Genomic DNA, 25,195 nt, shown 5'->3' with positions numbered 1-25,195 from the left:
TCATGGCTGAAGGTATTTTAGGATTAGGAAGCGCAGGTTCAACAGGATTAAATCAAGAATTACTTGAAAAATTAAAAGAAGCAGAAAGAAAGTCTACTGTAGGACTAATTGAAAGCAGACTTGAGAAAATTACTCAAGAGGGTGGAGAAAGCGAAAAATTAGCTGAAATTATGGCAAAAGTAAATGAACTGCTAGAGACACTAAAACCTTTTGACTTATTTGTTTCAACTGGAGTAAATGCATTTGATCAAAAAAGTGCAAGTGTTGCAGGTTCTTCAGCAATATTTGATGCTGTAGATGTTAGTAATATTGACCAAGGTACAACTACTGTTAAAATAAACCAACTTGCTCAAAAAGATGTATATCAAACAAATACATTTGCAGATAAAACAGAACAAGTTGCAGGTGGTAATGATGCAGGAGATATGCTTGTTTTAACTCAAGCTGGAAGACCTGTTTATCAAAGTGATGCAACAGTCGCAGTGGGTGATATTGTTGATGCAAATGGTGGAAGTATTACTATTAATCTAAATGGAGTTGATAAAACATTTAATGTTTCAGCAACAACTACATATCAAGACTTAATAAATGATATTAATGCTGATGGTGAATTAAATGCAAAAATTACATTATCAGGTAGATTGTCTATTACTTCTGCAGATGAAAAAACTCCTTTAACTATTACAGAAAGTTTAACTACTTCAATAGGTCTATCATTAGGGGAGAAATATTCAACTGTTGGTAAAAGCTATGAAGATTTAGCAAAAGATATAAGTAAAAACTCTAACTACAGTGCTTCAATTGAGAGTGTAGGAACTGATACTAACAGATTAGTTATTAAAAGTGCTGATACTGGGTTAGATAACAAAATTACAATAACTCAACAAGGTTTTGACCTTGGATTAAATGATGCAGCAAATAATACAGTTAAAGCACAAAACTTACAAGCTTCTGTAGATGGGATTGATTATGATGTATCATCAAATGTTTTAGTTGTAGGTGGATTAAAAATTACTGCTGTTGAAGTTGATACAGCAGACTCATCTTCAACTATTTCAATACAAAGTGATACTGTAAACCTATCATCTTTAGTGGAAAATATTGTTACAAAATATAATGAGTTAGCTAGTTTAGTTGATAACGAACTATATTCAGCAGATAGTCCAATTCAAGATAGATCTGCTTTAAGAAGTATGATGGAAGGAATTAAAAGTAAATTATTTGATTCTTATGGAGATAACAAAGAGTTAAATATGTTTAACTTTGGTCTAAATATTGATAAAAGTGGTTTCCTTACGTTAGATACAGAAACTTTTAATGAAGCAGTAGAAAATAATTTAGAAGATTTAAGATCTTTATTTGTTGGAACAGCAGAAAGTAGAGGTTTAGGGACTCAATTAAAAGAGTATGTTGATGCTTTAGATTCTTTTGATGGAATATTATCAAAATATCAAGAAAATATTTTAAAAAGAAAAGATACTTTAGAGGAAGAGAAGACTAAAGCACAAGAGAGTTTAGATTCTAAATATTCTCTTTTAGCACAACAGTTTGCTTCTTATACAGCAATTATTACGCAATTTGAAGCACAATTCTCTGGTTTAAAACTTATGATACAACAATCTACAGCATCATAATTTTTATGCTTAGATTAGTTCTACTTAAGTAAAGTTATAATATACTTTTTTAATATTAACTGGAGAATTTAATGGGAATTGAAGCATATCAACAACAAGGTGCAGTATCTAACGATCCATATATGCTTGTATTAAAGTTATATGAAGGAACTTTGAAGTATTTATCTTTTGTGAAACATGCAATGGAAACTGGAGATATAGAACTAAAATTCACTAATATTAATAAGGCTGTTGCAATTTTTGATGAATTAAGAAATGTCCTTGATTTTGATAATGGAGGAGATGTATCTTATTATCTAGATGGATTATACTTATATCAGATTGAGACACTTTTCACAGCAGGAATTGATGATAATATTACTGCAGTAGAACAGGTAATGAAAGTTGTTCAAGGTTTGATTGACGCATGGAAAGAAGAGACAGGTCTTTAACTGCTCTAAATGAGTTAATTTATATTGACTCATTAGACTCATATGAAAGAGCTGATGCTCTTGTAAACTGGTATAATAAATACTTATCTAATGAAGATATTAGTAACTTCGATTTAGAGCTTTCTGATTTACAGCAACTACAAGAACTTTTTTATAAAAATATCAACTTTTTAAAAGAACATAAAGAGCAAACGAGAAAAGATATGATAGAAAATAGAAAAGTTAGAAAATTTACTTAATCTTTTTTAAAATAGAATCAAGCAACTCAAACCTATAAATATAAGCTCTGCATTTTTTAGGAATCTTATTTATTCTACAAAGCTCTTTAAACTCTTTTGTTAGGGTTAAATTTGTAAGATAAGGGCAAATATATATAAACTCTTTTTCTATACTTATAGCTATTTTATGCGAAACTACAAGCTCTTTTTCTTTTATGATTTCTTCTCTTTGTTTTTTACTTAATAAAAGACCTCTTTTTTTTAAACTTTTATCAATTATTCTAATATTTAGATTATCATCTTTACTATTTTCAAATATTTCTAGTTCTTCTTTATTGTAAAGTAAAACTTCTTTCTTTTCTAAGGATTTTAAATCTTCATTTAAATAAATAAGACTATTTTTAATACCAGTTTCAAACTCTTTAAGTAGTCTATTTGAAAAGTTTCTTCTAAAATAGTTTCTCTTAAAAATTTCATTATTATTTGATTCATCAATAAAATATTTGATTTTGTTTTTATTTAAATAGTTAAGTAAAGTCTCTCTTGAGATATTAACTAAAGGTTTAAAAATTTTATAGTTTTTTCTTTTTGATACTTCTTCAAATGATAGTAGTTCATTTAAACCAGCACCCTTAGTAAATTGCATTAAAAACCACTCTAATTTATCATTTAATTGATGAGCTGTAATTAATGCTTCATAAGAGTGGTCATTAATTATTTCATCAAAAAATTTATATCTTATATCTCGTGCTTTTTTTTCAAAGTTTGATAGTTTTTCAAAAGAACTCTCTTTTATATAAATCTTTTTATCATATTTTAAAGCTAATTCTTTTGCATATGCAACTTCCTCTTTTGATTGTTTTCTATAATTATAATCAACAATAGCAAGGTCAAAAGGAATATTGTTTTCAAGTAAAATAAAAAATAAAGCAGAAGAATCAACACCAGCAGAAAAAGCTAGTAGATTTCTTTGAGTGTTGATTAGATTTAATGAAAGTTGCATTTTATTTAATAACTGTTGCTAAAAGTTTATCTCCCACAAGTTCAGTGATTCTTACAGTATATTTCCCACCAAATTCAATCTGTTTTGCTTCTCCAGCTTCATTTAGTAGTTCATTATCATTGATATAAATTTCTCCATCAATATCAGGTGCCCAAGATACTTTTCTTGCACTTAATAGATATTCATGTTCTTCACTTTCCCCATCAACATAAACTTCAACTTCATTTCCAATCTCTTGTTCTAAAGATTGAATTGTAGTCTCTTTAATTATCTCTCCTAAGAAGTTAGCTCTTTCATCAATAATCTCTTGAGGAACTTTATCTAACATCTCATAAGCAGCAGTTCCATCTTCATCAGAATATGAAAAAACATTTGCACGATCAAATTTATAATCTCTTACAAATTTACATAACTCTTCAAAATCCTCTTGAGATTCTCCTGGATGTCCTACAATAAAAGTTGTTCTTACAAAAGAGTTTGGCACAGCTTTCATACTGTTCATAAGCTCTTTTAACTTCTCTACACCTTTTCCTCTTTTCATGATTTTTAAAATATTTGAAGAGATATGTTGTAAAGGCATATCAAAATAGTTTTCAAATACTGTTGAGTTTTTGATCTTCTCAATTAGAGAAAGAGAAGTTGTACTTGGATAAAGATAAAGAATTCTTGCACTTTGAATTCCTTCAATTTTTTCAACTTCTTCAACAAGTTTTTCTAAACCATCTCTTTCTCCTAAATCTCTTAAATATGAAGAAGAGTCTTGAGAAACAAAAGAGAAATCTTTATAACCATTTGATACAAGATTTTTTACCTCTTTTATTAAAGATTCTAAAGTTCTAGAATGAAGTTTACCTTTAAAGCTTGGAATTGCACAGAATGAACAGGTTTGATTACATCCTTCACTTAATTTGATATAAGCATGATAAGAAGAACCAGTAATTACTCTGTCATTTGTCTCATTTAATAAAAATACTTCATCAGTAAAAGCAGATCTTTTTTCATTTACAAGTTTATCTATTTTGTCATAATCTCCAACTCCTGTAAAAATATCAATTTCTGGTAACTCTTTTTGAAGTTCTTCTTGATATCTTTGAGTTAAACAACCAGCCATTACAAGAACTGATTCCTCTTTTCTTTCATCATGAAGATTTAAAATTGTATTTATACTCTCTTCTTTTGCACTATCAATAAATCCACAAGTATTTACAATAATTACATCAGCAATTGTTGGGTCATTTGTAATTTCATACTCTTTTAATTTTCCTAGCATAATCTCAGAGTCTACCAAGTTTTTTGTACATCCAAGACTTACTAAATGTAAAGTTTTTGTAGGTTTTGTTTCAGTAAATTTCATTCTTTTGTATCTTTATAAAGTTTTTTGCGAATTTTAGCATAATATGAAAATTTTGTAAATTAGATTTGCTGAAAATTTTATATTAATTTAATATTATAAATCATTTTTCTATGTTACTCTTTCAAAGATGATTCAAAATTTAAAAAAGGAGTAATCATGTTAAATAAAATCATTTTTTTGGGACTTTTTGTTGTGGCTATATTTTTTACAGCTTGTAGTAATACAACTGTTGAGAAAGTAGAAATAAAGCCTAATGTTTCTTTACTAAATACATATTGGAAAGTAAATAGTTTGTATGGTAAAGAAGTAGAAGTTTTTGTTAAAGAAGCACACTTAAAATTTAAAGATAATAATCAAGTAAATGGAGCTTTAGGCTGTAATAACTTTTTTGGAAAGTTTGAGCAAAAAGACTCTTCATTAAGTTTTATAAACGTAGCAAGTACAAAGATGATGTGTCCAAATATGAAAACAGAAGATGCTTTTTCTAAAGTACTATTTGAAACAAGAACTTATAAAATTAGTGGTGAAACTATGACTTTTTTTAATGAAAATAAAGAAGAAATAGCAAAATTTAAAGCGGTGTACTTTTAATAGTACACCCTAAAATAGCTTAAAGCCAAATATTATCAAGTAATCTTGTATTTCCAAATTTTGCAACTACAAGAATAATAGAGTTTTTTAATTGAATCTCTTCTATTTCATTAAAGTTTCTATCAACAATTGCCACATATTCTACTTCTAAAGTTTGCATAACATCATACATTTTATTTTTAATTACTTCAGAAGACTTTTCACCTTTCCCTACTAGTGATGCAGCAGAATATAGTGATTTTGAAATTAAAAGGGCTTTTTGTCTTTGTGTTTGGCTTAAATATACATTTCTAGAACTAAGAGCTAGACCATCTTTTTCTCTTACAATTTCACAAGGTACAATTTCAATTGGTAGAAATAGATTTTTTACCATTTGTTGAATAAGAGTTAATTGTTGAGCATCTTTTTTACCAAAATATGCACGAGTTGGTTGAACTAAATTAAACAGTTTTAATACAACTTGAAGAACTCCATCAAAGTGACCTGGTCTAGTTTTTCCTTCTAAGACATAACTATTATTATTAGCTTTGATTAAAACCTCTTCGTCTGTATACATAGTAGAGATTTCTGGCATAAAAATATAATCAACTTTACATATTTGACAAATTTTTTTATCTGCTTCATCCTTTCTTGGATAGGCATCTAAATCTTCTCCTGGAAGAAATTGGGTTGGATTTACAAAGATTGAAACTACAACAATTTCATTTTCATTTCTAGCTTGTTTTATTAAAGAGATATGACCATCATGAAGAGCTCCCATTGTAGGAACAAAACCAATAGTCTTATTTTTGTTAGAAGCAGTTACTTCTTGTAATTCTTCAATAGTTTTTAAAATATTCAAATTTTTTCCTTAAGGTTAATTATTTTGCATCATAGTTTGGATTTAGTTTTAAAAGTATTAAATCAGCAATCATATTTCCAAGTAAAGTAAGTAGTGCTCCAATGATTAAAATACCCATAATTACTGGGTAGTCATGGCTCAAAGCACTTTGAAAAAAGAGTAAACCCATTCCATTTATTGAAAAAATTGATTCTAAAATAACACTTCCACCAATTATTCCAGGAAGAGATAAACCAAGTAGAGTTATAACTGGTGGATATAGATTTGGTAAGATATAGTATCTTAAAATTTGACTCTTTTTTAATCCTCTTGCTTTTGCAAAGAAAATATAGTCTGCTTTTAATATCTCTATTACAAGTGACCTAACATATAAAGTTAAACTACCAATTCCTGCGAAAGTAATAATTGAAATTGGTAAAATTAAGTGCCAAGCATAATCTAAATAGTAAGTTAAACTTCCATCATCAGGCACAGAGTGAAGTCCTGCTATAGGTAAAAGTTCTAAATATATTGAAAAAATCATTATAGCTATCAAAGCTAAATAAAATGAAGGCATTGAAAAGCTAATAAGGGATAATTGACTTACAAATCTATCAAAAAAAGAGTTTTTATTTAAAGCAGCTTTAATACCTAAATATAAAGAGATTACAAATATTAAAAACATAGAGATAATATTGATTGTTAAAGTTACAGGAATTCTTTGTAAAATTTCATTTTTTACAAGCTCTCCACTTGCAAAAGAGATTCCAAAATCAAGTTGTAAAATTGCCATTACCCATGAAAAATATTGTATATAAAGAGGTTTGTCTAAACCATAAATAGCTTTAAGTTGAGCAATTGACTCTTCTGTAATATTAGGGTTCAACTCTCCACTTGCAAAAAAAGAGTTTGGTGCTAAATTTATTGCTACAAAAGAGATTAGGCTTATAATAAATAGCATAATGATTAGATATAATAATTTACGTAAAAATATTTTCATGAAAGAATTATACAAAGAGATAGGTTAAAAATGATTGGAATTGATATAGCTTCTATAGATAGAATTAAAAATATGTATGAAAAGTTTGGTATAAAAGCATATGAACGATTTTTAGATGAAGAAGAGATAGCGTTAATTAAAAGAGTAGAAACAGCAGCTGGTTTTTGGGCAGCAAAAGAAGCAGCAAGCAAAGCAATTGGTACAGGTATTGGAAAAGAGTGTTCTTTTCATGATTTAAAGATAAAAAAGAAAAAAAATGGGGCTCCTAAATTGAAGTACTCAAAGGCTTTACAAAAAAAGTATAAAATAAAAAAAACATATCTTTCAATCACGCATGATCAAGGAGTTGCCATTGCAGTTGTTCACAATATTAAAAAATAAAATAGAAGAGTATAACACTAAAAGAGTATGTAACATGAGTAGCGAAGAGAGCTACTTAAGAATCGCTATTGCAATACTTTTATTTTCTTACTCTTTAGTTGGTAATTTTACTTTACTAACAATTTTCTCTGTTATTTTAGGTTATACTGGTGTTACTAGATATTGTACTATTTATAGGATTTTTGATATAAATAGAAAAATAGCTTTAGAGACTATTTATTTAAAGTACTTACCTAAATATAATCCTGAACCTGTAATGATTTTGGATAAAACTTCAAATATAATTTTTAAAAATGAACCAGCTAAAAAAAATCTAAATATAAGTAACTTTTCAAAACAAATAAAAAATCCAATAGAGATAATAAATGAAGAAAAAACTTTTACAATACAGTATGAAAGTAGTGATAAAAAAGTTTATTTAATAAATCTTAGAGGAGTTAAAAAGATTGGATATATTTTAGCTTATGCTACAGATATTACAGAAGTTTTAAACGCTGAAAAAGAGATTATTGATATTCAAAAAGATGTAGTTTATACTATGGGAGCTATAGGTGAGACTAGATCAAAAGAGACAGGGAATCATGTAAAAAGAGTTGCAATATATTCTGAAATACTTGCTTTAAAATATGGCTTATCAAAAGAAGAAACAGAACTTTTAAAATTAGCTTCTCCTATGCATGATATAGGAAAAGTAGGTATAAAAGATGAGATTTTAAATAAACCAGGAAAACTTACTGATGAAGAATTTAAAATTATGAAAGGGCATGCAAGTTTAGGTTACAAAATGCTTAAAAATTCAGAAAAGCCTATTTTAAAAGCGGCAGCAATTGTTGCACATGAACATCATGAAAAATGGGATGGTACAGGGTATCCTCGAAAATTAAAAGAGAATGAAATACATATTTTTGGGCGAATAACTGCAATTGCTGATGTATTTGATGCTTTAGGTAGTGATAGGGTTTATAAAAAAGCTTGGCCTTTAGAAAAGATTTTTGAATTTTTCAAAGAGCAAAGAGGTAAACATTTTGACCCTAAATTAGTAGATATCTTTTTTGAGAATTTTGATGAAATAAATGAGGTAAGATTAAAATATCAAGACAAATAAAAAGAAGTTAGTTTTCTTCTTTTTATTTTTTTAAGTTCTCTACTAAATTTTCTCCCAAATTTATATTATTTTGAGAACCATCAATAGCTTTTTTTGTATCCTCTACAAGATGAGTTATTTTATCTTTTATAGTATCAGAACTTTGTAATTGTTCATTTACATTACAAGATATTGTATCAGAGTTTGTACTATTTTCTTTTGCTACTTCAATTAAAGATTTTAATTTTTCAATAGCCTCTTTTGAAAGATTTACACTATTTTTTACTAAATCTTTTACAGCTTCTTTTTTTGTTAAAACAAATTTTGTCATAGATGTGATTTTATCTATTTCATTTCCAATATCTAAAGTTGATTGTTTTGAAGAGTTAGCTAATTTCTTTACCTCACTTGCAACAATAGAAAAACCTCTTCCATACTCTTTTGCTTTTGAAGCTTCTATTGCAGCATTTATAGATAAAAGGTTTGTTTGCATTGAGATTTTATTGTTAACTTGTACTAACTCTGTAATTGATTCATTTTTTTCATTAAGTTGCTCAATTATAGATGAAAATTCATCAATTGTAGTAGACATATCATTAATAAGATTGAAAAGTTTCTCTACTAAAATAATTACATTTTCACTCTCATTTGAAGTAACTTTTGATGATTCTAGTGAGTTTTCAGAAAGTATTTGGATTTGGTTTGAACGCTCTATAAACTCATTTACTAAAGATTCAATATTTTGTATTTCAGTTAATCTTGTTTTAGAAGCATTATTTACATTTTTTGCATTGTTTGTTATGTTTTGAGCAATATTTAAAGAGTCTTCAATTTTTAATTCGTCTAAAAGTTTAGCTTTTTGTAATAGGGTTTGTAATACTTGCGAATCTATTTCTTGTGTTGACATTTTTTATCCTTAAAAGAGGTAAGCTTCCAATTTGTTTTTTCTGCACATTTATAACAAAATGGAACTATTTGGTCTTTTTTTACTTCAAGACAGCCATTACAATTAGTACATCTTAAAAGGACATGCTCTGCTGCTTTTTCTCCCACTTGGAACTTAAGCTTCATACTAATTGCTGTGTACATTGAGACACAAAAAGGAACACAAAAGGTAAGAATAGATTTAAAATAGTTGATTTCATTAAATAATAAAGAGACTATTTTGTCTCCTTGATTAATAAGATTTAAAATAATACCAACAACAAAAGCAATTTTTAGAGCTTTTTTTATTAGAGATTCTGAGAATGCAATTGAGCTTATAAGTCTTAGCCTTGTCAAGATATTCCTTCACTTAAACTAAGAAGCATTCTAACAAAAAAAGTGTTTACTAAGTGTTTACTAAATATCTTTCTAAAATAATTTTTGCAGCAAGAGAATCTACTCTTCCATCTCTTTTATATTTGATATTACCTTTCATTAAATCTTGGGCTTCAATAGAACTCATATTTTCTTCTTGAAAGGTAATTTCTTTGTCAAAATCAAGTAGTGTTACAAAATGTTTTACTCTTTTTTGCATATCTTCACTTGCACTTGGAAATCCTACAACTAGCTTCTCAATTTCCCACTCTTTTAAAGTCTTTAAAACATCATTTGAAGCTTGGTTTCTATTTTTTCTTAAAATAGCTGGAAGAGGCGTAACTATGTCACCTTGAAGACAAATTGCAACTCCAATTCTTTTTAAACCAATATCAATGCAAGCTAGTTTCAATCAGATTCCTTTAGTAAAATTTGGATAATATTATAACCTTAAAAGAATAAAACTAGGAAAACATATATGAAATTAGCTGTATTTGATTTCGATTCAACCTTAATGGATGGAGAGACAATAGACTTTTTAGCTAAGCCTTTAGGCTTAGAAGAAAAAGTTGCAAGTATTACTGAAAAAGCAATGGCTGGAGAGCTTGACTTTTTTGAATCTTTAGTGGAAAGAGTATCTTTACTTAAAGGTTTAGAATATGCAAAAGCTGTAGAGATCTGTAAAGATTTACCACTTATGCCTGGAGCTTTTGATTTAATTAGTGAGCTAAAAAAACAAGATTATAAAGTAATTTGCTTCTCTGGTGGTTTTAGAATTGGAACAACTCCAGCAAAAGAAAAACTAGGCTTAGATGCAGATTTTTCAAATATTTTACATGAAAAAGATGGAGTTTTGACAGGTCTTGTTGGTGGAGATATGATGTTTGGTTTTAGTAAAGGTGATATGATTCAAAGAGTTCAATCAATGCTTGGTGTATCACAAGAGGATACTTTAGTAGCAGGAGATGGAGCAAATGATGTTTCTATGTTCCCCTATGCAGCAAAAAAAGTTGCATTTTGTGCTAAAGATATATTAAAAAAAGAAGCTAATATTATAGTTGATGAGAAAGATTTAACAAAAATATTAGATTATATATAACAAGTAACAAAGCGTTTTCTAACGCTCTTTAGTTTTTACTTCTTTTAGTAGGAATTTATTTCCTAGGCTAAAAAGAAGAAATAAATTTAATGGTTCCCTAAAAAATGGGAATCTTTTTTAGGAGAAAATATGAGTTTAAAAGAAGATATAAATTACTCTTTATGGTGTGATTTTATAGAAAGAGATTTTTTAGAAAATAGATTTCAAGATATTATTAGAAATGAAGTAATTCATGGAGCAACTTCTAATCCAGCAATTTTTGAATCTTCAATTACAAATTCAGCTGCTTATGACCAACAACTTCAAATGTTAAAAGCAAATGAACCAAAAACAATTTATGAGGAATTAGCAGTTTCTGATATTAGAAGAGCTGCTGAGCTTTTAAATGATTTATATTTAACTGATAATAATGATGGGTTTATCTCTATTGAAGTTGACCCAACACTTTGTGATGATGCAAAAGGTACTATTGAAGAGGGAATGAGATTAAATTCATTAATTGCCGCAGATAATGTAATGATAAAAGTTCCTGCAACCCAAGCTGGATATGAAGCAATGAAAGAGCTTACAAGTGCTGGTATTCATGTAAATGCAACTCTTATTTTTTCTCCTGAACAAGCAATTAAATGTGCAGAAGCTTTAGATGCGGGTATTAAAGCTTCTAATAAAGATATTAAAGCAGTAATCTCTGTTTTTGTTTCAAGACTTGATAGAATGTGTGATAATAAAATGATTTCAAAAGGTTTAGAAACTGCTAAACTTGGAATTATCAATGCAACTAAATGTTACCATGAAGTTGAAAAATTTAAAAATAAAAATATAAGAACACTATTTGCAAGTACAGGTGTAAAAGGTGATGAGTTACCTGCAAGTTATTATATTGATACTTTAATCTATCCAAATTCTGTAAATACTGCACCTTTAGCTACTATTGAAGATTGGTTAGAAAATGGTAAAAAAACTCCTTCTAAAATTATTAGTGAAGAAGATTGCAATAAGTATTTCAAAACATTAGAATCAAAAGATATTAATGTAAATGAAGTTTATACACAATTATTAAATGATGGCTTAGAATCATTTAAAGACTCTTTCGCTGATTTATTAAACAAACTTGCAAAAAAAGCAGATTAAAGTAGTTTTAACTACTTTAATCTCTACTATTTTCCACTCTACTTAAGTTCATTTTGGATAAAATTTTTCCAATTTTAATATTAATAAAGGTTATATAATGAAAGCTTGGAATCCGAATAGCTGGAGAGATTTCCCAATCAAACAGCAACCAACTTACAATGATTTAGATAAATTAAAAAAAGTTGAGACTGAATTAGCTTCTTATCCCCCTTTAATTTTTGCGGAAGAGGCTAGAAATTTAAAAGCTCAATTAGCAGATGTTGTAAATGGAAAATCTTTTCTTTTACAAGGTGGAGATTGTGCTGAGTCATTTACTTCGTTTAATGCAAACAATATAAAAGATTTATTTAAAGTAATGATGCAAATGGCTGTAGTTTTAACTTTCTCTGGTGGTTGTCCAGTTGTTAAAGTAGGTCGTGTAGCAGGTCAATTTGCAAAGCCAAGAAGTGCAGATTTTGAAGAGATAAATGGAATAGCATTACCTTCATATAGAGGTGATATTGTTAATAATATTGATTTTACAGAAAAAGATAGAATACCAAAAGCAAAAAAACTTTTAAAAGCTTACAATCAAAGTGCAGCAACACTAAATCTTTTAAGAGCTTTTGCAAGAGGTGGAATGGCTGATTTAAGTAAAGTGCATTCATGGAACCTTGATTTCGTAAAAGATAATAGATTAGGTGAAATGTATGAGCAATTAGCTAATAAAATCTCTGAAACTTTAGATTTTATGCAAGCATGTGGAATTACTGCTGGAAATACAGCTCAATTAAGAGAAACAGTTTTATATACTTCTCATGAAGCTCTATTATTAAACTATGAAGAGGCTCTAACAAGAAGAGATTCTCTAACAAATGATTGGTATAACTGTTCAGCACATATGTTATGGATAGGGGATAGAACAAGAGAACTTGATGGGGCTCATATTGAATACTTTAGAGGTATTAAAAACCCTATTGGTTGTAAAGTTGGTCCTTCTATGAAAGAGGATGAACTAATTAAATTAATCGATGCTCTAAATCCAGAAAATGAAGCTGGAAGATTAAACCTTATTGTTAGAATGGGTAATGAAAAAATAGCAGACAATTTCCCTAATTTACTTAGAAAAGTAAAAAGTGAAGGTAAAAATGTATTATGGTCATCTGACCCAATGCATGGAAATACAATCAAGACGGACAATGGTTATAAAACAAGAGATTTTGAAGCTATTTTAGGAGAAGTAAAACAATTCTTCCAAATTCATAAAGCAGAGGGAACTTATGCAGGTGGTATTCACCTTGAAATGACAGGACAAAATGTAACAGAGTGTACAGGAAGTTCAAGTTCAGCAATTACAGCTGAAGGTCTAGCAAGTAGATATCATACTCAATGTGACCCAAGATTAAATGCTGACCAAGCATTAGAATTATCATTTATGATTGCTGAAACATTAAAAGAAGCGAGATCTTAATATTTTTATAAAGGAGAGTAAAAACTCTTCTTTATATTTTAATACTCTTTATCATATAATAATTTCAATTACTTTTCAAAAGGATATTGTATGTATAAAGAGATATTCAAAAGAGCACTAGATTTATTATTAGAGAAAAAAAATATTTTAATAAAAGCTCTACTTATTCCTTTTATAATCCTAACAATAATAGAAAACTATTATCCTTCTGATATGCAAATTGTTAATTTAAATATTAATAATGGTTTATCTCTTTTTTTAATTGTAATCTCTTTTTTAATTAGTGTTTTGGTCTCAATTACAGTTCATAGAATACTTTTATTACCTGAAAATCAAACACCAACTTTTGGAATTTTAACTTTATCAAAAAGAGAGTTTTCTTTTATATTAAAAGTAATTTATATGACAGTTTTTTTAATTGTATTTGCTCTTATATTATATGGAGTTCTATTATTATCAAAGCCAATTATTGAAGTATTATTCGGCTCTTTAGTATCAAATATTTTTGCCATTATAAGTGTAGTAGTTATTGCAGTTTCTGTATTAGTTCTATTTTCAAGAATGTCTTTAGCTTTTCCAACAATTGCAGTTGATAAGCCTATAGGCTTATATGATTCTTTAGCTTTAACAAAGAATCATAAGACTTTAGTTTTTTTTACCGTAATAGTAATACCTTTAGTTTTAGCTACCTTACTTGGTTTTGTTTATGGATTGGTAATTGAATTTTTAATGGCATTAATTTCACAAAAACTTTCTATGTTATACTCTTTATTAAATATTTTTATAACAGTTCTTGTAATAGCCTTTATATCTGTTACTTATGAATATCTAATTAATAATCAAGCTGAAAAAAAAGAAGAAAAAAAAGTTTAAATATATAAAGAGACTATAAAAAAGTCTCTTTATAAATCTCTTCATTGAAACCTATCATTACATCATCATTATATTCAATAACAGGTCTTTTTAAAAGCATAGGCTCTTTAATAAGCCACTCAAGTTTTCCCTTATCATCTAAGTTTAACTCTTTTAGTTGAAGCGTTCTATATTTAGTTCCCTTTGAGTTAAAAGCTATATCTATTCCAGCTTTTTCAACCCAAGTTGTGATTGATTCAGCTAAAGGAGCTTCTTTTCTTATGTCAGAAAATTCTACTTCAATATTATTATCTTTAAAAAACTTTAATGCATTTCTTACTGAATTACAAGTTTTTATTCCATAAACTTTTATCATATCTTAATTCCTATTTTACTCAATGATTTTTGGTACGATGAAATATCCATCTTCACTTTTTGGAGCATTATCTAAGATATGTTTTGATAGTTCTAAATCTTGTTTTGCTTCATCTTCTCTTAATGGAGTTCCACCTTCAACAGTATTGAAAGTAGCTTCAATATTTGAAACATCAATCTCATTTAAATTTTCAACAAAATTGATAATATCAGCTAGTTCTGATTTAAGACTTTCTTTTCTTGAATCTTCAATCTCTAAGCTTGATAACTTTGATAGTTTATCAATTAGTTTATCATCTACAGTCATAACTTTCCTTAGCTTGTAAAATTATTCGATTATACCTAAAAAACTGTTTTAAAAGCTTTAAAATATAAAAAATAATATTCATATAGATAAACACCAAAAATGTTACTTTTATGATACTATCTTTATGTAATATTAAGTTTTACTATGTGACAATTCAATTAACAAACTATATTAACTAGCCAAACTTATCGTGAGGTAAGGACGGAAAGCTACGGGTCTTGTTGTAAGTAAGATAGCCGGGTTGCAAATAATATTAGATTTAATATGTTGCAATTTCACTATCTGACATTAAATTAAACTTTTAAGTAAGGAGATTATTATGTTAGAGTTTTTAAAAAGAAGATTAAAAAGTGAAAAAGGTGCAATGGATAAAATTCTTGTAACTTTACTACTTGTTATCGTTGGTGTAGGTGCAGTAGTTGGATTAAATAGCTGGATTGGTACTGAAACTGAGACAGTTAAAACTTCGGCAACATCTAAAATTACAGAAGTTACAGGTGACGCTGCAGGTAACTAATTTTAGTGATAAGAGAAGAGATTCTCTTCTCTTTTGTATAAAAAGGCTTGAATTATGTTTACTATAGTCTTTTATATATTTTCCTCATTTCTTTCTTATTTAGACTGTAAAAAGTTTTTAATCCCAAATAATATTTTATTAGCAATGACTTTAATGCTATTAATATTTGGAACTTTAGAATCGAAAATATATATAAGCTCTATAGTTTTGAGTCTTTTAGTATTACTTTTTTTTATCATAGTATTACTTTTAAATAGAACTCAAATTCTAGGTGGTGGAGATATAAAGTATATGATGGTTATCGCTTTATATCTTGGCTTAAAGCCTTTTGCAGTCTTTTTGGTGATTACTGGTTTAGTACAAACAATGAGTTTAGTTTATAAACAACTATTTTTAAAAAGAAGAGTTGCTCCTATGGCACCAGCTATGTTTTGTTCTGTAATCATAGTTGATTTGATGATATATTTCAAAATATATCCCAATCTATTCTAAGGAATGAAAATGAAAAAAGCATTTATTGACCAAATCCTTTTAGGACTTTTTTTATTTGTTGCTTTAATTGGTTTAGGTGCAACTATAAGTGATAATATGCAAGCAAGGGATAAATATTATAATCTTAAAAAAATAACAGACAATGCAGTTTTAACTCTTGCAAAATATTATGTAAAAATTGAAGAAAATACTACTACAGCAGAAAATATCTATAATGAAATGCTTCTTGAAACAAAATTAGGAAGTGAAATAAAAGATAAAATTGTTTATAGCTGGGATTTTATTTCTGAGCCAAATACTGTAACGGCTACAATTAATAACTATCAAGAAGAGACTTTTTGGTTAAAGTTTTTAGATTTAGATTTTTTAACATTAAATGTTGAATCAAGGGCAACTATTACAAGTGTTGATTTGCCAACTCCTACAACTTCTTACTCTTCAGGCTTAGCTCCTTTTGCAATCAATGATAGAGTTTTTAATATTGGTGATGCAATTGAAATGAATTACTCTTTAACTGCAGATTGGCAGTTTTCTGATAAAGACACTTTTTATCCTGTTATTACAGATTGTGACTGTGATTGTTCTTTTGCTTTAAGTAATAAGTTTGATTTCTCTGATTTAGGTTTTGATGTTGATAGTTGTAATGCCTCTTTGCCTGGCTGTACAACAAGTGGACAAAGTGAATTTTCTCATTATAGTAATCTTTTAAATGATATATATCTCTCAAGCCAAAGTATTAATTTTGAAAATGGTAAAACAGAAACACCACTTTGTTTATTAGGAACTTATTTAGGAAATGATTACTCAACTTGGACAACTCAAATAAATCATCTTTCAGATGGAATTTTCGATATTATCGGACCTTCAGGTTCAAATTTACCTTTAGACATGGATATTATTACTTTAAATGATAGTGCCATAGCAAATGGAATAGTAAGAGTGAGAGTTACTGGTTATGATATTGTTGATAATGGTACACCTGCAAGTAGATATATTAGATTAATTACTGAAGTTGTTCCAGCAAAAACACCAGAGATTGAATTAGTTTATTAATAGGATATATTATGAATTTAAATGATTATCAAGAAAAAATTGAAGCTTCAAAGATAAAAAGATCATTAGATGAGCATATAAGTGAGCTGTTAGAGTTATTTGTTGATTTAGCTGACCTTAATTTTATATCTTTTTACAAATTTGATTATGAATACAATGTTTTTGATTATGAATATACAATAAATAATCATGGAGAAATAATTGAAAAACCTGAAAATACAAATAAAAAATATAAGATAAAAATCAAAAAAAATAGAGTTATCTATGGTTATATTTTATTAAATAAAAGAATTAAATCAAAAAAAGTTTTAAAAAGATTACTTAATAAAATTAGAAATCATTTTCATAAACAAAGACAAATAGAAAAGAGTTTATATGATGCAGACTCTTCATTTAATATCTATTTAGTTTATGAAGAAAATCTAAAAAACTTTTGTGAAAACCTAAAATCTGGGCTAAAAGTTCTTTTTAATACAGATGTAATTAGTACTAAAGAGATAACTTTATATTCAAAAGAGTTAAAAAGCAAAGATAAAAAACATATTATTATCTATCTTGTTGATGGACAAGAAAAAATAGTTCAAGATGAAGATATTATAAAAAATTTAAATGAGCTAATAATTGTAATTGGTCCTAATGACCATAGAATATCTATGTATTGCGGAAAATTAGGTATTGAAAATTATATTTCAATAAATGAATTTAAAGCAGAAAATATTAAAAATATTGTTTTAGATACAAGAAAACAACTTTTAACTAAAAATAGATATGGGAATAAAATTATAGGTTTAACAGGTATTTCAGGGGGAATAGGAACAACAACTATCTCTATGAATGCTTGTGATTTATTAGCTAAAAATATTCCCGATAAAAATATTTTATATATTGATTTAACTAATACAAAAGCGATTAGTAATCTATTTTTAGAAGAGAATCCTCTTCCTGAAAAAACAATAATTGACTTAATAAATAGTAGTGAGTTTAATATTGAAAGTAATTTAGATAATGGGCTTATTAAAAAACGAGAGAACTTTTATTGTATTACGGGAATACAAAAACATATTGATAAAGAGTATATAGAAAAAGATGTTTTTATAGAAAAACTTTTAGAATATATTTCAAGCTCTAGTGACTATTTTAATTTTATTGTAATTGATTTAGGAGAAGCAGATGCTTCAAATTTAAAATCAACACTTTATGATGTAGTTAATGATTTATGGATAGTTACAGAGATGTCTTTACCTCATATTTCAAAATTAAAAACTTTTTATTCTTTATTAAAAAGAGCAGGTTTAAAAGATAAAACCTCTTTTATAGTAAATAGATTTGATTCACAAAATGCAATCTCTATTTCAGATGCGACTTCTATTTTAAATATGAATGATGATGAGAAAAAACTTTTTAATGATATGAAAATACCAAATGATTATCAAGATTTAGGTCAATGTTGGAACTACTGTAAGTTAGCTACTGAGTATGCTAAAAATTCTTTATTTGTTAAAAAACTAGATTCAATTTTAGAGAATAAAGGTTTTTATAAAAAAGAGGAAAAATCAGAAACAAAAAACTCTTTATTTTCATTTTTTAAAAAGAGTGAATAATGAAAAATTTAAAAGATTTAATTGATGAACAAGAAGAAAAAGTAAGCTATGACAAAATAAAAGATATTGAAGAAGTTGTAGATTCTGTAGAGATTACAAAAACAAAAATCAACAATATCAAGAGAAATATAAAAAATGATGAGTTAGTTTTTCCAGAAATCTATACAAATAAAGATTTATATGATTTAGCCCAAAAAATCAATGATACTTTTATGATGAATCTAAAATCAGACCAAAAAATCACAAAAGATAATTTAGATGAAGTTCTACCTGAATTTATTCTTTCTTTTTCTGAAACTAGAACTTTAAAAAGAGAAATCTTAGATGATATAAAACAGATGATTACAAATAATATCATAGGCTATGGACATATCTCTACAATTTTTTCAATTGCAAGAGATGGCTTAAATGACGTAATTGTTAATACAAAAGATTACATAGATATTATTTATAATGGTAAGACTTTAGAGACCCCTTTTACTTTTAGAAGTGAAGAAGAACTTAGAAAAATTATTGACAAAATGCTTGCTGAAAACAATAGAAAAATTGATGAAGCTCATCCTATTATTTCAAGTAAATTAAATGATGGTTCAAGGGTTGAGGTTCAAATTCCTCCAATTGCTGCAAATGGGGGAAGTTGTGTAACTATTAGAAAATTTAATGAGATACCACTTTTACTTGAGATGTTAATTGATGGTGGGCAAATGGATTATAAGATGGCTTACTTTCTTGTGAAAGCAGCAAAAGGTAAGTGTAATATTATTGTATCTGGTGGTACTTCAAGTGGTAAAACAACATTTTTAAATGCAATGACAAGATTTGTAGATGAAAATGAGCAACTTATGGTTATTGAAGATACAAGAGAGATGCAACCTCAAATGCCTTGTCACTCAATTAGGCAATATGAAGCAAGAATGGCAAATGAAGAGGGAAAAGGTGCTATAACTTTAGACTTTTTATTAAGATCAGCTTTAAGGTCATCTCCAAGAAGAATTATTGTTGGGGAGTGTAGAGGACCAGAGATTGTTGTAATGCTAAATGCAATGAATACAGGACACCCTGGTTCGATGACTACAGTTCACGCAGATAATACAAAAGAGGCTTTAGTAAGAATTGAAAATATGTATTTAGAGGCTAGACCTAGTGCAAATATCAATTTTATTCGTACACAAATGGCTTCAGCAGTGGATTTAATCATTCAACTTGTGAGATTCCCTGATGGAACAAGAAAATTAATTGCCATCTCAGAAATAGAAAGAAGAATGGAAGATAATGGAGTTATTGCTTTAAATGATATTTTCAAATTTAAAAGAGACACTAGTGATTTAAAAAAGACAAAAGGAGATTTTGAAGTATTATCAACTCCAAGTAGAACAGTTGACCAGATGAATATGTTTGGGGTTGATATTGATAAAAGAGTTTTTGACCCTAATTTTGAAATGCCAAAACAGATGTTGATTGAAGCTTTAGAGAATGATTTACCTTCAGTTATGTGTGGTTGGAGAGATGAGTTTATTCATGCCTTTTTAGAAAAAGACCCTCAACTATTCCATAAGTGGCCACATTTTCAAAAGATAACAGGATATTAAGATGAATGAAGTAGTTCTATTTTTTATCATTACTATTCCAGTTTTACTAATAACTTTTTTAACATATTTATATTCATTTTATTTAAGATTAAATAATCAAAGAAAAATTATAAATATTTTAGTTAATACAAATAGTAAAATTCTTGATAAAAAAAGAGCTAATAATAAGGATAATCAAAAAGTTAATTGGCTTACAAAAAAACTTTATTATGCAGGTTTTACAGCTTCAGGAGCAGAATATATTTTTGTATTTATCTCTGTAGTTTTCTCTTTCTTACTTAGTTTTTTTGTCTTTTTTATAGTTCAATCAAAAATTGTTTTTATCTTTACTTTTATTGTGTTCTCTTTTTTACCTTATTTAGTTCTAGTGAAACTAATAAAAGTTAGAGAAGAGGAGTTTAACTTTAATCTAAAAGAGATAATCGACAAAGTAACAAGTATGATGAAAAGTGGTGTAGGTTTTGAACAAGCTTTGAAAAAATCAATTGTCACTTGTAAATCAGAATTTACAAGAAAAGTATTTAATATTTATATGAATGAAAAATCAGTAATTGGTGAAGATAAATGTTTTGAAAAAATGTTTAGATTAGTAGAGTCAAAAGAGCTTAGAATCTTTTATCTAACAATTTCTATTGGTAGAAAATCGGGAGGTAAATTTTCAAATACTTTAGAAAAACTAAGAAAAACTTTACATGACCAAGGGGAGATAAAACAGGAGATAACCTCTTCAACAAAAGAGATTAGAGTTGGTACTTATATGATTATTGGGCTTATCGTTTTTACTTATATTATGATGGATAATGCTTTAAACAATTCTTTAAGTGCACACTTTTTTGGAAGTGATATTGGTAAAGTGCAGATGTTTTTTATTATAGCTTGGATTGCACTTGGACTTTTTATAAATAGTTTATTAACAAAGATAAAATGATGGATAAAACAGCTTTAATATTTATATTAGCACCACTGTTACTTGCAGTACTTATTATTTCAGTACTTTTAATTCTACAAAGAAGAAAACAACAAAAAAATATTATTCTTCTTTCTCAACTTGATAATAAAGCTATTATTGATGCTCAACATAAAAATAAGAGAGTTGATAATGATTTTAATTTAAAATTAATTCAAGCTGGAATTACTCAAAAAGAATATATGGAAGCAAAATTACTTTTCTCTTTAATTGGAATAATAATCCTTGGAGTTTTACCATTTTTTCTTCCTTTAATGTATGGAATAATCAGTGTTGTTGTTGGAGTTTTAGCAATTGTTTTTGGTGGAAAAATCTATATAAATATTGCAAAAGCAGAGAGAGTAGAAAAGATAGATAGAGATTTAGGTGTATTTTTAGATTTAGTAAATGTTATTTTAGAAGCTGGAGGAAGTTTAAAAAATGCCTTTTTTGAAGTTTCACGAAGGGCACAAGGAATAATTGATAATGAGTTATTAAAAGAGATATCAATTTTAGAGTATGAGATGACAAACTACTCTACAAAAGTAGCATATGAAAATCTAAAAAATAGAGTTGATAGTAAAGAGTTAGCAAAAATTATTGATTTTTTAATTTTAAGTGAAGAGACAGGAATTGGTGTAAAAAATATTTTTGCAATGCAATCAGATGAGATGAGACAAGAGAAATTTTACAAAATAAAAGGAAAGGTAAACACTTTAAATATGTATTTAATGCTTATTATTTTTCTTTTTGTTTTACCAGCTTTTGGAGCATTTATAGTTTTCCCTATTATGGGGGGAACATTAACTATTGGAATATAAAGGATACAACATGCAAGTAAATAGACAACTAATAGTAATTTTAATACTAGCCTCTTTGCTTCTTTCAGCTCTTGGAGCAGCTTTTTATTTTTATAAAAAAGGTGTTGAAGAGAAAAAAAGTGTAAATGAGTTAGTAACAGTATATATTGCTAAAGATAATATTGAAAAAGGAACTTTACTTCAAGTAAAACATCTTGCACAAACACAAATAGCAAGACAATTTATTTTAAATGAACCTTTATTAAAAAAAGAGATATTAGGAAAATATACAAAAGAGAATATTTATAAGCATGAAATCTTTTTAAAACAGAAGCTAACAACAAAAGTAGAGAAAGAAAAAGCAAAAGTTATACCTTTTGAAAAGAGTAGTTATAACATAAAGTTTGACCTTTTTGAAAACCCTAATTTTTCAATTAATCAAGGTGATTATATAAATATTATCTCAGTTTTACCAAAAGGTAAGATAGATAAAAAAGGTAAATATAGTGATTATGATGTTCAGTATGTTGCTAAAAATATTAAGATATTAGGCTTTTTAAGAAATGGTTTTAGGGAGTCTGAAACTATTACAAAACAAAAAGTTAAAAAGATTGTAAAAAAGCAAGAGATTGAAGAGTTAATTGATGTAAAAGCAGAAGAGCTAATCTTAGATGTGGATTTAAAAGTTCTTTTAAAACTTATCAAAGATTATAATAAAGGAAATCAACTTTGGATGGTAAAAACTAAATTTGCTCCTGAGATAAAAGCTTTTAAAGATGAAGATAAACAAGCAGTAAAAGAAAAAACAAATAAAACAAAAAGTTATAGGTATAAACTTTTTGTTCCAGAATTTAAAGAGTTAAAAACAAGTGCTGTAATCCAATATGCAAATGATGAAAAAGGTGAAAAATCAAAATCAAAAAGTGTAAATATCGCAGTAGATTATCGAAAACAATGTAGTGAGATAAAAGATAGATTTGTAGTTGGAAATGTAAGCTCTTTTAATATTAGAGAAAATTCAAATACAAAAGCAAAAGTAAAAAGAGTTTTATCAAAAAATACAATTATCCCTTTTATCAAAGAGGTTGAGGATTGGTATTTACTTTGTGATAATAATTATGTTCACAAAAATGTTGTAAAACAAGTGAATGCAAAATTTGTACAAGAGAAAGTTGGTCTTAAATGAGAACTTTTGAAGAAAATAAAAAACGAGCAGTAGTAGACCAAATACTATTATGGATAGTACTATTTATTGTATTTGTAGGTTTTTTATTTTTTGTAATTGATTATTCTAATGCAATTAAAGTTAAAGACAATGGAGATGCTTTAGCAGATTATGCAGCGAGAATGGTTGCTTTAGGAAAAACAAATAGTGAAGTTGTTGAGGGCTTAAATAATATTAAAGAGGATTATATTGCAACAATTTCAGAAGATGATTTAAATTGCGTAGAAGATGCAGCTTCTACAAATTATCAAGTAATTGTAAATATCTATGCAAGTTTAAATAATAGTTTTATTTCAGCAGGAAACAACAATGTACATTCACGAACAGTTGTTTTTAATGAAGCAAGTGAAGTTCAAAAAGAGTGTTCTTTAACACTAACTTTTAATTAGGAGTTTATTATGTCAAGTTTAATTAAATATTTTTTATCAGTTATCTTAGTAAGTTCAATTCTTTTTTCAAATGAACTGCTACAAAAAGAGTTGTATGACCAAAATCTTTCAATAGCAAAAGGTTCATTCAAGGTTTTTGAGTTTGAAAAAAGAATTCAAAGTATAAAAGTTAGTGATGAAACTTTTTTAGAAGTTGATTTTATAAATGACTATAATAGACCTCTTCAAGCAATTAAAGTCTTTACAAAAAAACTAGGTAATGGAAATATCTTAATCACTTTTGCAGATGCAAGTTCTTTACATATTGATATAAATATTACAGAAAATTTAAAAAGTATAGTTGAGGTTGCAAGACAGATAAGTCCTAACTTAGTTGTAAAACAGACTAATGGAAAGATAATCTTACAAGGGAAAACTCAAAATCAAAAAACAAAAGAGAAAATTCTTGATTTATTTTCAAAAGCAGGAGTTAGTCTAAAAGAGGATTTAGTAGATTTAGTAGAACTTGAAAATCCAGATAAGATGATTAGGGTAAAACTTTATGCTGTTGAGATTAACAATGATAAAGGTTTAGACTTAAAAAATAATTGGTTTGTTTCAAGTAAAAACTATATGAAAGTAGAAACTGATGCTGGAAAATATTATAATGAACCTTTAGATGCTTATGGAGCAGGTTATAAAACACAATCATATAAAGAAGTAACTGATGTAAATGGAAACACTTATATTGTTCCTGAATCATGGTCAACAATCAGCTCAAAAGATAGAAGTCTTGCAAATAATCAAAGAAATGTATTAGTAAATGATGCCATTGATAATTTAATGAAAGAAGCAGTATCATTAACTGGTGGATTAACAGGTGCTGCAAACTATTTAGGTAAATATTTTAATGTAGGACTTACTTTAAACTATCTATCTACAAAAGGGGTTGCACAAGTTTTAGATGAAACAACTTTATTAACTTTAGAGAATAAAGAAGCTTCATTTTTAGCTGGAGGAACTTTAAATATTAAGACCCAAACAACAACAGCAGAAGGTCTACCAACAACAGCATTAAAAGAGATTAAGTATGGTTTACAACTTGATATAAATGCTCAAAATATTGTAGATGATAATTTTATTAATTTGAATATAGTTACAAAATCTAGTAATGCAGATTTTGCAAATACAGTTGATGGAATACCAAATATTACAGAGAAATCAATTGTAACTAATGTAGTTGTTGAAAATAGATCAACAATTGTTTTAGGTGGTTTAATTAATAGAACAAGTGCTGATGATATTGAGAAAATACCCTTACTTGGAGATATTCCTATCTTAGGATTTTTATTTACAAGTAAATCTTTTAAAGAGGGTAAAAGTGAATTAGTATTTTTTATTACTCCTGAGATTGTAGACCCAAGGTCAAATAATCAAGGAGATGAATTTAAAGATAAAACTTCATTTACTGAAATCATTGACAAAAAATTTGATGCAGAAGTAGATGAAATTAAAAAAGAAAAAGGGATAAAAGAAGATGAAAAATCAAAAGATGAAAAGAGCAGCAATTGATAA

At 27.4% G+C, this 25,195-nt stretch carries 29 protein-coding genes and 1 riboswitch; of the genes, 20 read left to right on the top strand and 9 right to left on the bottom strand.

What is annotated here, in order from left to right; translation table 11 throughout:
* Positions 1-2 precede the first annotated feature (2 nt).
* The 3 genes from fliD (at position 3) to ABIV_RS12090 (ending at position 2,304) form a co-directional block, all read left to right on the top strand.
* On the top strand, positions 3-1,634 hold the full coding sequence (fliD, locus tag ABIV_RS12100; RefSeq protein ID WP_114840136.1) for a flagellar filament capping protein FliD: 1,632 nt from the start codon (positions 3-5) through the stop codon (positions 1,632-1,634).
* Between the two features lie 71 nt (positions 1,635-1,705).
* The gene (fliS, locus tag ABIV_RS12095; RefSeq protein ID WP_114840135.1) at positions 1,706-2,065 is read left to right on the top strand and encodes a flagellar export chaperone FliS; all 360 of its coding nucleotides are present in this window, start codon (positions 1,706-1,708) and stop codon (positions 2,063-2,065) included.
* A complete protein-coding gene (locus ABIV_RS12090) occupies positions 2,041-2,304 on the top strand; it encodes a hypothetical protein (RefSeq protein ID WP_114840134.1) in 264 nt (87 codons plus the stop codon). The genes fliS and ABIV_RS12090 overlap by 25 nt, the downstream gene beginning before the upstream one ends.
* On the opposite strand, the gene tilS is transcribed toward ABIV_RS12090, so the two are convergent.
* Both tilS and rimO read right to left on the bottom strand, forming a co-directional pair.
* Positions 2,297-3,286, bottom strand: a complete 990-nt coding sequence (gene tilS / locus ABIV_RS12085; RefSeq protein ID WP_114840133.1) for a tRNA lysidine(34) synthetase TilS — start codon at positions 3,284-3,286, stop codon at positions 2,297-2,299. The genes ABIV_RS12090 and tilS overlap by 8 nt on opposite strands.
* A gap of 1 nt (position 3,287) precedes the next feature.
* Positions 3,288-4,640 carry a 30S ribosomal protein S12 methylthiotransferase RimO gene (rimO, locus tag ABIV_RS12080; RefSeq protein ID WP_114840132.1) on the bottom strand — a complete coding sequence of 451 codons (1,353 nt, stop codon included), beginning with the start codon at positions 4,638-4,640 and terminating at the stop codon, positions 3,288-3,290.
* Between the two features lie 156 nt (positions 4,641-4,796).
* Here rimO and ABIV_RS12075 point away from each other — a divergent pair, with 156 nt between their 5' ends.
* On the top strand, positions 4,797-5,231 hold the full coding sequence (locus ABIV_RS12075) for an META domain-containing protein (protein ID WP_114840131.1): 435 nt from the start codon (positions 4,797-4,799) through the stop codon (positions 5,229-5,231).
* A 19-nt stretch (positions 5,232-5,250) separates the two neighbouring features.
* On the opposite strand, the gene panC is transcribed toward ABIV_RS12075, so the two are convergent.
* Together panC and ABIV_RS12065 are read right to left on the bottom strand one after the other, a co-directional pair.
* Positions 5,251-6,072 (bottom strand): pantoate--beta-alanine ligase, encoded by an 822-nt coding sequence (gene panC / locus ABIV_RS12070; protein ID WP_114840130.1) that lies wholly within the window; start codon positions 6,070-6,072, stop codon positions 5,251-5,253.
* A gap of 19 nt (positions 6,073-6,091) precedes the next feature.
* The gene (locus ABIV_RS12065; RefSeq protein WP_114840129.1) at positions 6,092-7,051 is read right to left on the bottom strand and encodes an ABC transporter permease; all 960 of its coding nucleotides are present in this window, start codon (positions 7,049-7,051) and stop codon (positions 6,092-6,094) included.
* Between the two features lie 30 nt (positions 7,052-7,081).
* Here ABIV_RS12065 and acpS point away from each other — a divergent pair, with 30 nt between their 5' ends.
* Together acpS and ABIV_RS13810 are read left to right on the top strand one after the other, a co-directional pair.
* A complete protein-coding gene (gene acpS / locus ABIV_RS12060) occupies positions 7,082-7,432 on the top strand; it encodes a holo-ACP synthase (RefSeq protein WP_114840128.1) in 351 nt (116 codons plus the stop codon).
* Positions 7,410-8,537, top strand: a complete 1,128-nt coding sequence (locus ABIV_RS13810) for an HD domain-containing phosphohydrolase (protein WP_162918017.1) — start codon at positions 7,410-7,412, stop codon at positions 8,535-8,537. Before acpS ends, ABIV_RS13810 begins: the two co-directional genes overlap by 23 nt.
* 22 nt (positions 8,538-8,559) lie before the next feature.
* On the opposite strand, the gene ABIV_RS12050 is transcribed toward ABIV_RS13810, so the two are convergent.
* From ABIV_RS12050 to ruvX, 3 genes are read right to left on the bottom strand one after another with little or no spacing between them, the layout of a single operon-like run.
* Positions 8,560-9,423 (bottom strand): methyl-accepting chemotaxis protein, encoded by an 864-nt coding sequence (locus tag ABIV_RS12050; RefSeq protein ID WP_114840126.1) that lies wholly within the window; start codon positions 9,421-9,423, stop codon positions 8,560-8,562.
* Positions 9,405-9,797 (bottom strand): nitrate/nitrite transporter NrtS, encoded by a 393-nt coding sequence (nrtS, locus tag ABIV_RS12045; RefSeq protein WP_114840125.1) that lies wholly within the window; start codon positions 9,795-9,797, stop codon positions 9,405-9,407. Before nrtS ends, ABIV_RS12050 begins: the two co-directional genes overlap by 19 nt.
* Positions 9,798-9,846: 49 nt before the next feature.
* Complete coding sequence (gene ruvX / locus ABIV_RS12040) at positions 9,847-10,227, bottom strand: Holliday junction resolvase RuvX (RefSeq protein ID WP_114840124.1); 381 nt, start codon at positions 10,225-10,227, stop codon at positions 9,847-9,849.
* A 66-nt stretch (positions 10,228-10,293) separates the two neighbouring features.
* Between ruvX and serB the strand changes: the two genes are divergently transcribed.
* The 4 genes from serB (at position 10,294) to ABIV_RS12020 (ending at position 14,368) form a co-directional block, all read left to right on the top strand.
* On the top strand, positions 10,294-10,914 hold the full coding sequence (gene serB / locus ABIV_RS12035; protein WP_114840123.1) for a phosphoserine phosphatase SerB: 621 nt from the start codon (positions 10,294-10,296) through the stop codon (positions 10,912-10,914).
* A 129-nt stretch (positions 10,915-11,043) separates the two neighbouring features.
* Positions 11,044-12,045: a transaldolase gene (locus ABIV_RS12030; RefSeq protein WP_114840122.1), complete on the top strand. Its 1,002-nt coding sequence runs from the start codon at positions 11,044-11,046 to the stop codon at positions 12,043-12,045.
* Positions 12,046-12,142: 97 nt separating this feature from the next.
* Positions 12,143-13,495 carry a class II 3-deoxy-7-phosphoheptulonate synthase gene (locus ABIV_RS12025; RefSeq protein ID WP_114840121.1) on the top strand — a complete coding sequence of 451 codons (1,353 nt, stop codon included), beginning with the start codon at positions 12,143-12,145 and terminating at the stop codon, positions 13,493-13,495.
* A gap of 90 nt (positions 13,496-13,585) precedes the next feature.
* Positions 13,586-14,368, top strand: a complete 783-nt coding sequence (locus ABIV_RS12020; protein WP_114840120.1) for a hypothetical protein — start codon at positions 13,586-13,588, stop codon at positions 14,366-14,368.
* 13 nt (positions 14,369-14,381) lie between these two features.
* On the opposite strand, the gene ABIV_RS12015 is transcribed toward ABIV_RS12020, so the two are convergent.
* Together ABIV_RS12015 and gatC are read right to left on the bottom strand one after the other, a co-directional pair.
* A complete protein-coding gene (locus ABIV_RS12015) occupies positions 14,382-14,723 on the bottom strand; it encodes an arsenate reductase family protein (protein WP_114840119.1) in 342 nt (113 codons plus the stop codon).
* A gap of 15 nt (positions 14,724-14,738) precedes the next feature.
* On the bottom strand, positions 14,739-15,029 hold the full coding sequence (gene gatC / locus ABIV_RS12010; RefSeq protein ID WP_114840118.1) for an Asp-tRNA(Asn)/Glu-tRNA(Gln) amidotransferase subunit GatC: 291 nt from the start codon (positions 15,027-15,029) through the stop codon (positions 14,739-14,741).
* A 168-nt stretch (positions 15,030-15,197) separates the two neighbouring features.
* Positions 15,198-15,278, top strand: a riboswitch (cyclic di-GMP riboswitch).
* Positions 15,279-15,348: 70 nt separating this feature from the next.
* Here gatC and ABIV_RS12005 point away from each other — a divergent pair.
* From ABIV_RS12005 to ABIV_RS11960, 10 genes are read left to right on the top strand one after another with little or no spacing between them, the layout of a single operon-like run.
* Positions 15,349-15,546 carry a hypothetical protein gene (locus ABIV_RS12005; protein WP_114840117.1) on the top strand — a complete coding sequence of 66 codons (198 nt, stop codon included), beginning with the start codon at positions 15,349-15,351 and terminating at the stop codon, positions 15,544-15,546.
* A gap of 54 nt (positions 15,547-15,600) precedes the next feature.
* Entirely contained in the window at positions 15,601-16,038 is a 438-nt protein-coding gene (locus ABIV_RS12000) for a prepilin peptidase (RefSeq protein WP_114840116.1), read from the top strand.
* A 9-nt stretch (positions 16,039-16,047) separates the two neighbouring features.
* On the top strand, positions 16,048-17,091 hold the full coding sequence (locus ABIV_RS11995) for a hypothetical protein (RefSeq protein ID WP_114840115.1): 1,044 nt from the start codon (positions 16,048-16,050) through the stop codon (positions 17,089-17,091).
* 11 nt (positions 17,092-17,102) lie between these two features.
* Positions 17,103-18,692, top strand: coding sequence for a CpaE/TadZ family protein (locus ABIV_RS11990; protein ID WP_114840114.1), 1,590 nt, complete (start codon positions 17,103-17,105; stop codon positions 18,690-18,692).
* Positions 18,692-20,281, top strand: coding sequence for a TadA family conjugal transfer-associated ATPase (locus tag ABIV_RS11985; protein ID WP_114840113.1), 1,590 nt, complete (start codon positions 18,692-18,694; stop codon positions 20,279-20,281). Before ABIV_RS11990 ends, ABIV_RS11985 begins: the two co-directional genes overlap by 1 nt.
* Before the next feature lies 1 nt (position 20,282).
* Positions 20,283-21,209: a type II secretion system F family protein gene (locus ABIV_RS11980; protein WP_114840112.1), complete on the top strand. Its 927-nt coding sequence runs from the start codon at positions 20,283-20,285 to the stop codon at positions 21,207-21,209.
* Entirely contained in the window at positions 21,209-22,048 is an 840-nt protein-coding gene (locus ABIV_RS11975) for a type II secretion system F family protein (RefSeq protein WP_162918016.1), read from the top strand. The genes ABIV_RS11980 and ABIV_RS11975 overlap by 1 nt, the downstream gene beginning before the upstream one ends.
* A 10-nt stretch (positions 22,049-22,058) precedes the next feature.
* Positions 22,059-23,213 (top strand): hypothetical protein, encoded by a 1,155-nt coding sequence (locus ABIV_RS11970; RefSeq protein WP_114840110.1) that lies wholly within the window; start codon positions 22,059-22,061, stop codon positions 23,211-23,213.
* Positions 23,210-23,641 carry a Tad domain-containing protein gene (locus ABIV_RS11965; protein WP_114840109.1) on the top strand — a complete coding sequence of 144 codons (432 nt, stop codon included), beginning with the start codon at positions 23,210-23,212 and terminating at the stop codon, positions 23,639-23,641. Before ABIV_RS11970 ends, ABIV_RS11965 begins: the two co-directional genes overlap by 4 nt.
* 9 nt (positions 23,642-23,650) lie before the next feature.
* Positions 23,651-25,192 (top strand): type II and III secretion system protein family protein, encoded by a 1,542-nt coding sequence (locus tag ABIV_RS11960; protein ID WP_114840108.1) that lies wholly within the window; start codon positions 23,651-23,653, stop codon positions 25,190-25,192.
* Positions 25,193-25,195 lie beyond the last annotated feature (3 nt).

The sequence above is a fragment of the Halarcobacter bivalviorum genome (assembly GCF_003346815.1).
GTDB lineage: Bacteria > Campylobacterota > Campylobacteria > Campylobacterales > Arcobacteraceae > Halarcobacter > Halarcobacter bivalviorum.
Note: the sequence above shows the minus strand (reverse complement) of the source record. Positions and strands in the feature narration are given on the sequence as shown.

What these genes read in the sequence shown, in the direction of transcription:
- serB (WP_114840123.1), top strand. Translation starts at nt 10,294, where the DNA reads ATGAAATTAGCTGTATTTGATTTCGATTCAACCTTAATGGATGGAGAG.
- ABIV_RS12030 (WP_114840122.1), top strand. Translation starts at nt 11,044, where the DNA reads ATGAGTTTAAAAGAAGATATAAATTACTCTTTATGGTGTGATTTTATA.
- ABIV_RS11985 (WP_114840113.1), top strand. Translation starts at nt 18,692, where the DNA reads ATGAAAAATTTAAAAGATTTAATTGATGAACAAGAAGAAAAAGTAAGC.
- ABIV_RS12065 (WP_114840129.1), bottom strand. Translation starts at nt 7,051, where the DNA reads ATGAAAATATTTTTACGTAAATTATTATATCTAATCATTATGCTATTT.
- ABIV_RS11995 (WP_114840115.1), top strand. Translation starts at nt 16,048, where the DNA reads ATGAAAAAAGCATTTATTGACCAAATCCTTTTAGGACTTTTTTTATTT.
- gatC (WP_114840118.1), bottom strand. Translation starts at nt 15,029, where the DNA reads ATGACTGTAGATGATAAACTAATTGATAAACTATCAAAGTTATCAAGC.
- ABIV_RS11990 (WP_114840114.1), top strand. Translation starts at nt 17,103, where the DNA reads ATGAATTTAAATGATTATCAAGAAAAAATTGAAGCTTCAAAGATAAAA.
- ABIV_RS12050 (WP_114840126.1), bottom strand. Translation starts at nt 9,423, where the DNA reads ATGTCAACACAAGAAATAGATTCGCAAGTATTACAAACCCTATTACAA.
- acpS (WP_114840128.1), top strand. Translation starts at nt 7,082, where the DNA reads ATGATTGGAATTGATATAGCTTCTATAGATAGAATTAAAAATATGTAT.
- ABIV_RS11980 (WP_114840112.1), top strand. Translation starts at nt 20,283, where the DNA reads ATGAATGAAGTAGTTCTATTTTTTATCATTACTATTCCAGTTTTACTA.
- ABIV_RS12075 (WP_114840131.1), top strand. Translation starts at nt 4,797, where the DNA reads ATGTTAAATAAAATCATTTTTTTGGGACTTTTTGTTGTGGCTATATTT.
- fliD (WP_114840136.1), top strand. Translation starts at nt 3, where the DNA reads ATGGCTGAAGGTATTTTAGGATTAGGAAGCGCAGGTTCAACAGGATTA.
- ABIV_RS11975 (WP_162918016.1), top strand. Translation starts at nt 21,209, where the DNA reads ATGGATAAAACAGCTTTAATATTTATATTAGCACCACTGTTACTTGCA.
- ABIV_RS11960 (WP_114840108.1), top strand. Translation starts at nt 23,651, where the DNA reads ATGTCAAGTTTAATTAAATATTTTTTATCAGTTATCTTAGTAAGTTCA.
- ABIV_RS12000 (WP_114840116.1), top strand. Translation starts at nt 15,601, where the DNA reads ATGTTTACTATAGTCTTTTATATATTTTCCTCATTTCTTTCTTATTTA.
- tilS (WP_114840133.1), bottom strand. Translation starts at nt 3,286, where the DNA reads ATGCAACTTTCATTAAATCTAATCAACACTCAAAGAAATCTACTAGCT.
- ABIV_RS12015 (WP_114840119.1), bottom strand. Translation starts at nt 14,723, where the DNA reads ATGATAAAAGTTTATGGAATAAAAACTTGTAATTCAGTAAGAAATGCA.
- ABIV_RS12090 (WP_114840134.1), top strand. Translation starts at nt 2,041, where the DNA reads ATGGAAAGAAGAGACAGGTCTTTAACTGCTCTAAATGAGTTAATTTAT.
- ABIV_RS12025 (WP_114840121.1), top strand. Translation starts at nt 12,143, where the DNA reads ATGAAAGCTTGGAATCCGAATAGCTGGAGAGATTTCCCAATCAAACAG.
- ABIV_RS11965 (WP_114840109.1), top strand. Translation starts at nt 23,210, where the DNA reads ATGAGAACTTTTGAAGAAAATAAAAAACGAGCAGTAGTAGACCAAATA.
- ABIV_RS12005 (WP_114840117.1), top strand. Translation starts at nt 15,349, where the DNA reads ATGTTAGAGTTTTTAAAAAGAAGATTAAAAAGTGAAAAAGGTGCAATG.
- ABIV_RS12020 (WP_114840120.1), top strand. Translation starts at nt 13,586, where the DNA reads ATGTATAAAGAGATATTCAAAAGAGCACTAGATTTATTATTAGAGAAA.
- ABIV_RS11970 (WP_114840110.1), top strand. Translation starts at nt 22,059, where the DNA reads ATGCAAGTAAATAGACAACTAATAGTAATTTTAATACTAGCCTCTTTG.
- rimO (WP_114840132.1), bottom strand. Translation starts at nt 4,640, where the DNA reads ATGAAATTTACTGAAACAAAACCTACAAAAACTTTACATTTAGTAAGT.
- fliS (WP_114840135.1), top strand. Translation starts at nt 1,706, where the DNA reads ATGGGAATTGAAGCATATCAACAACAAGGTGCAGTATCTAACGATCCA.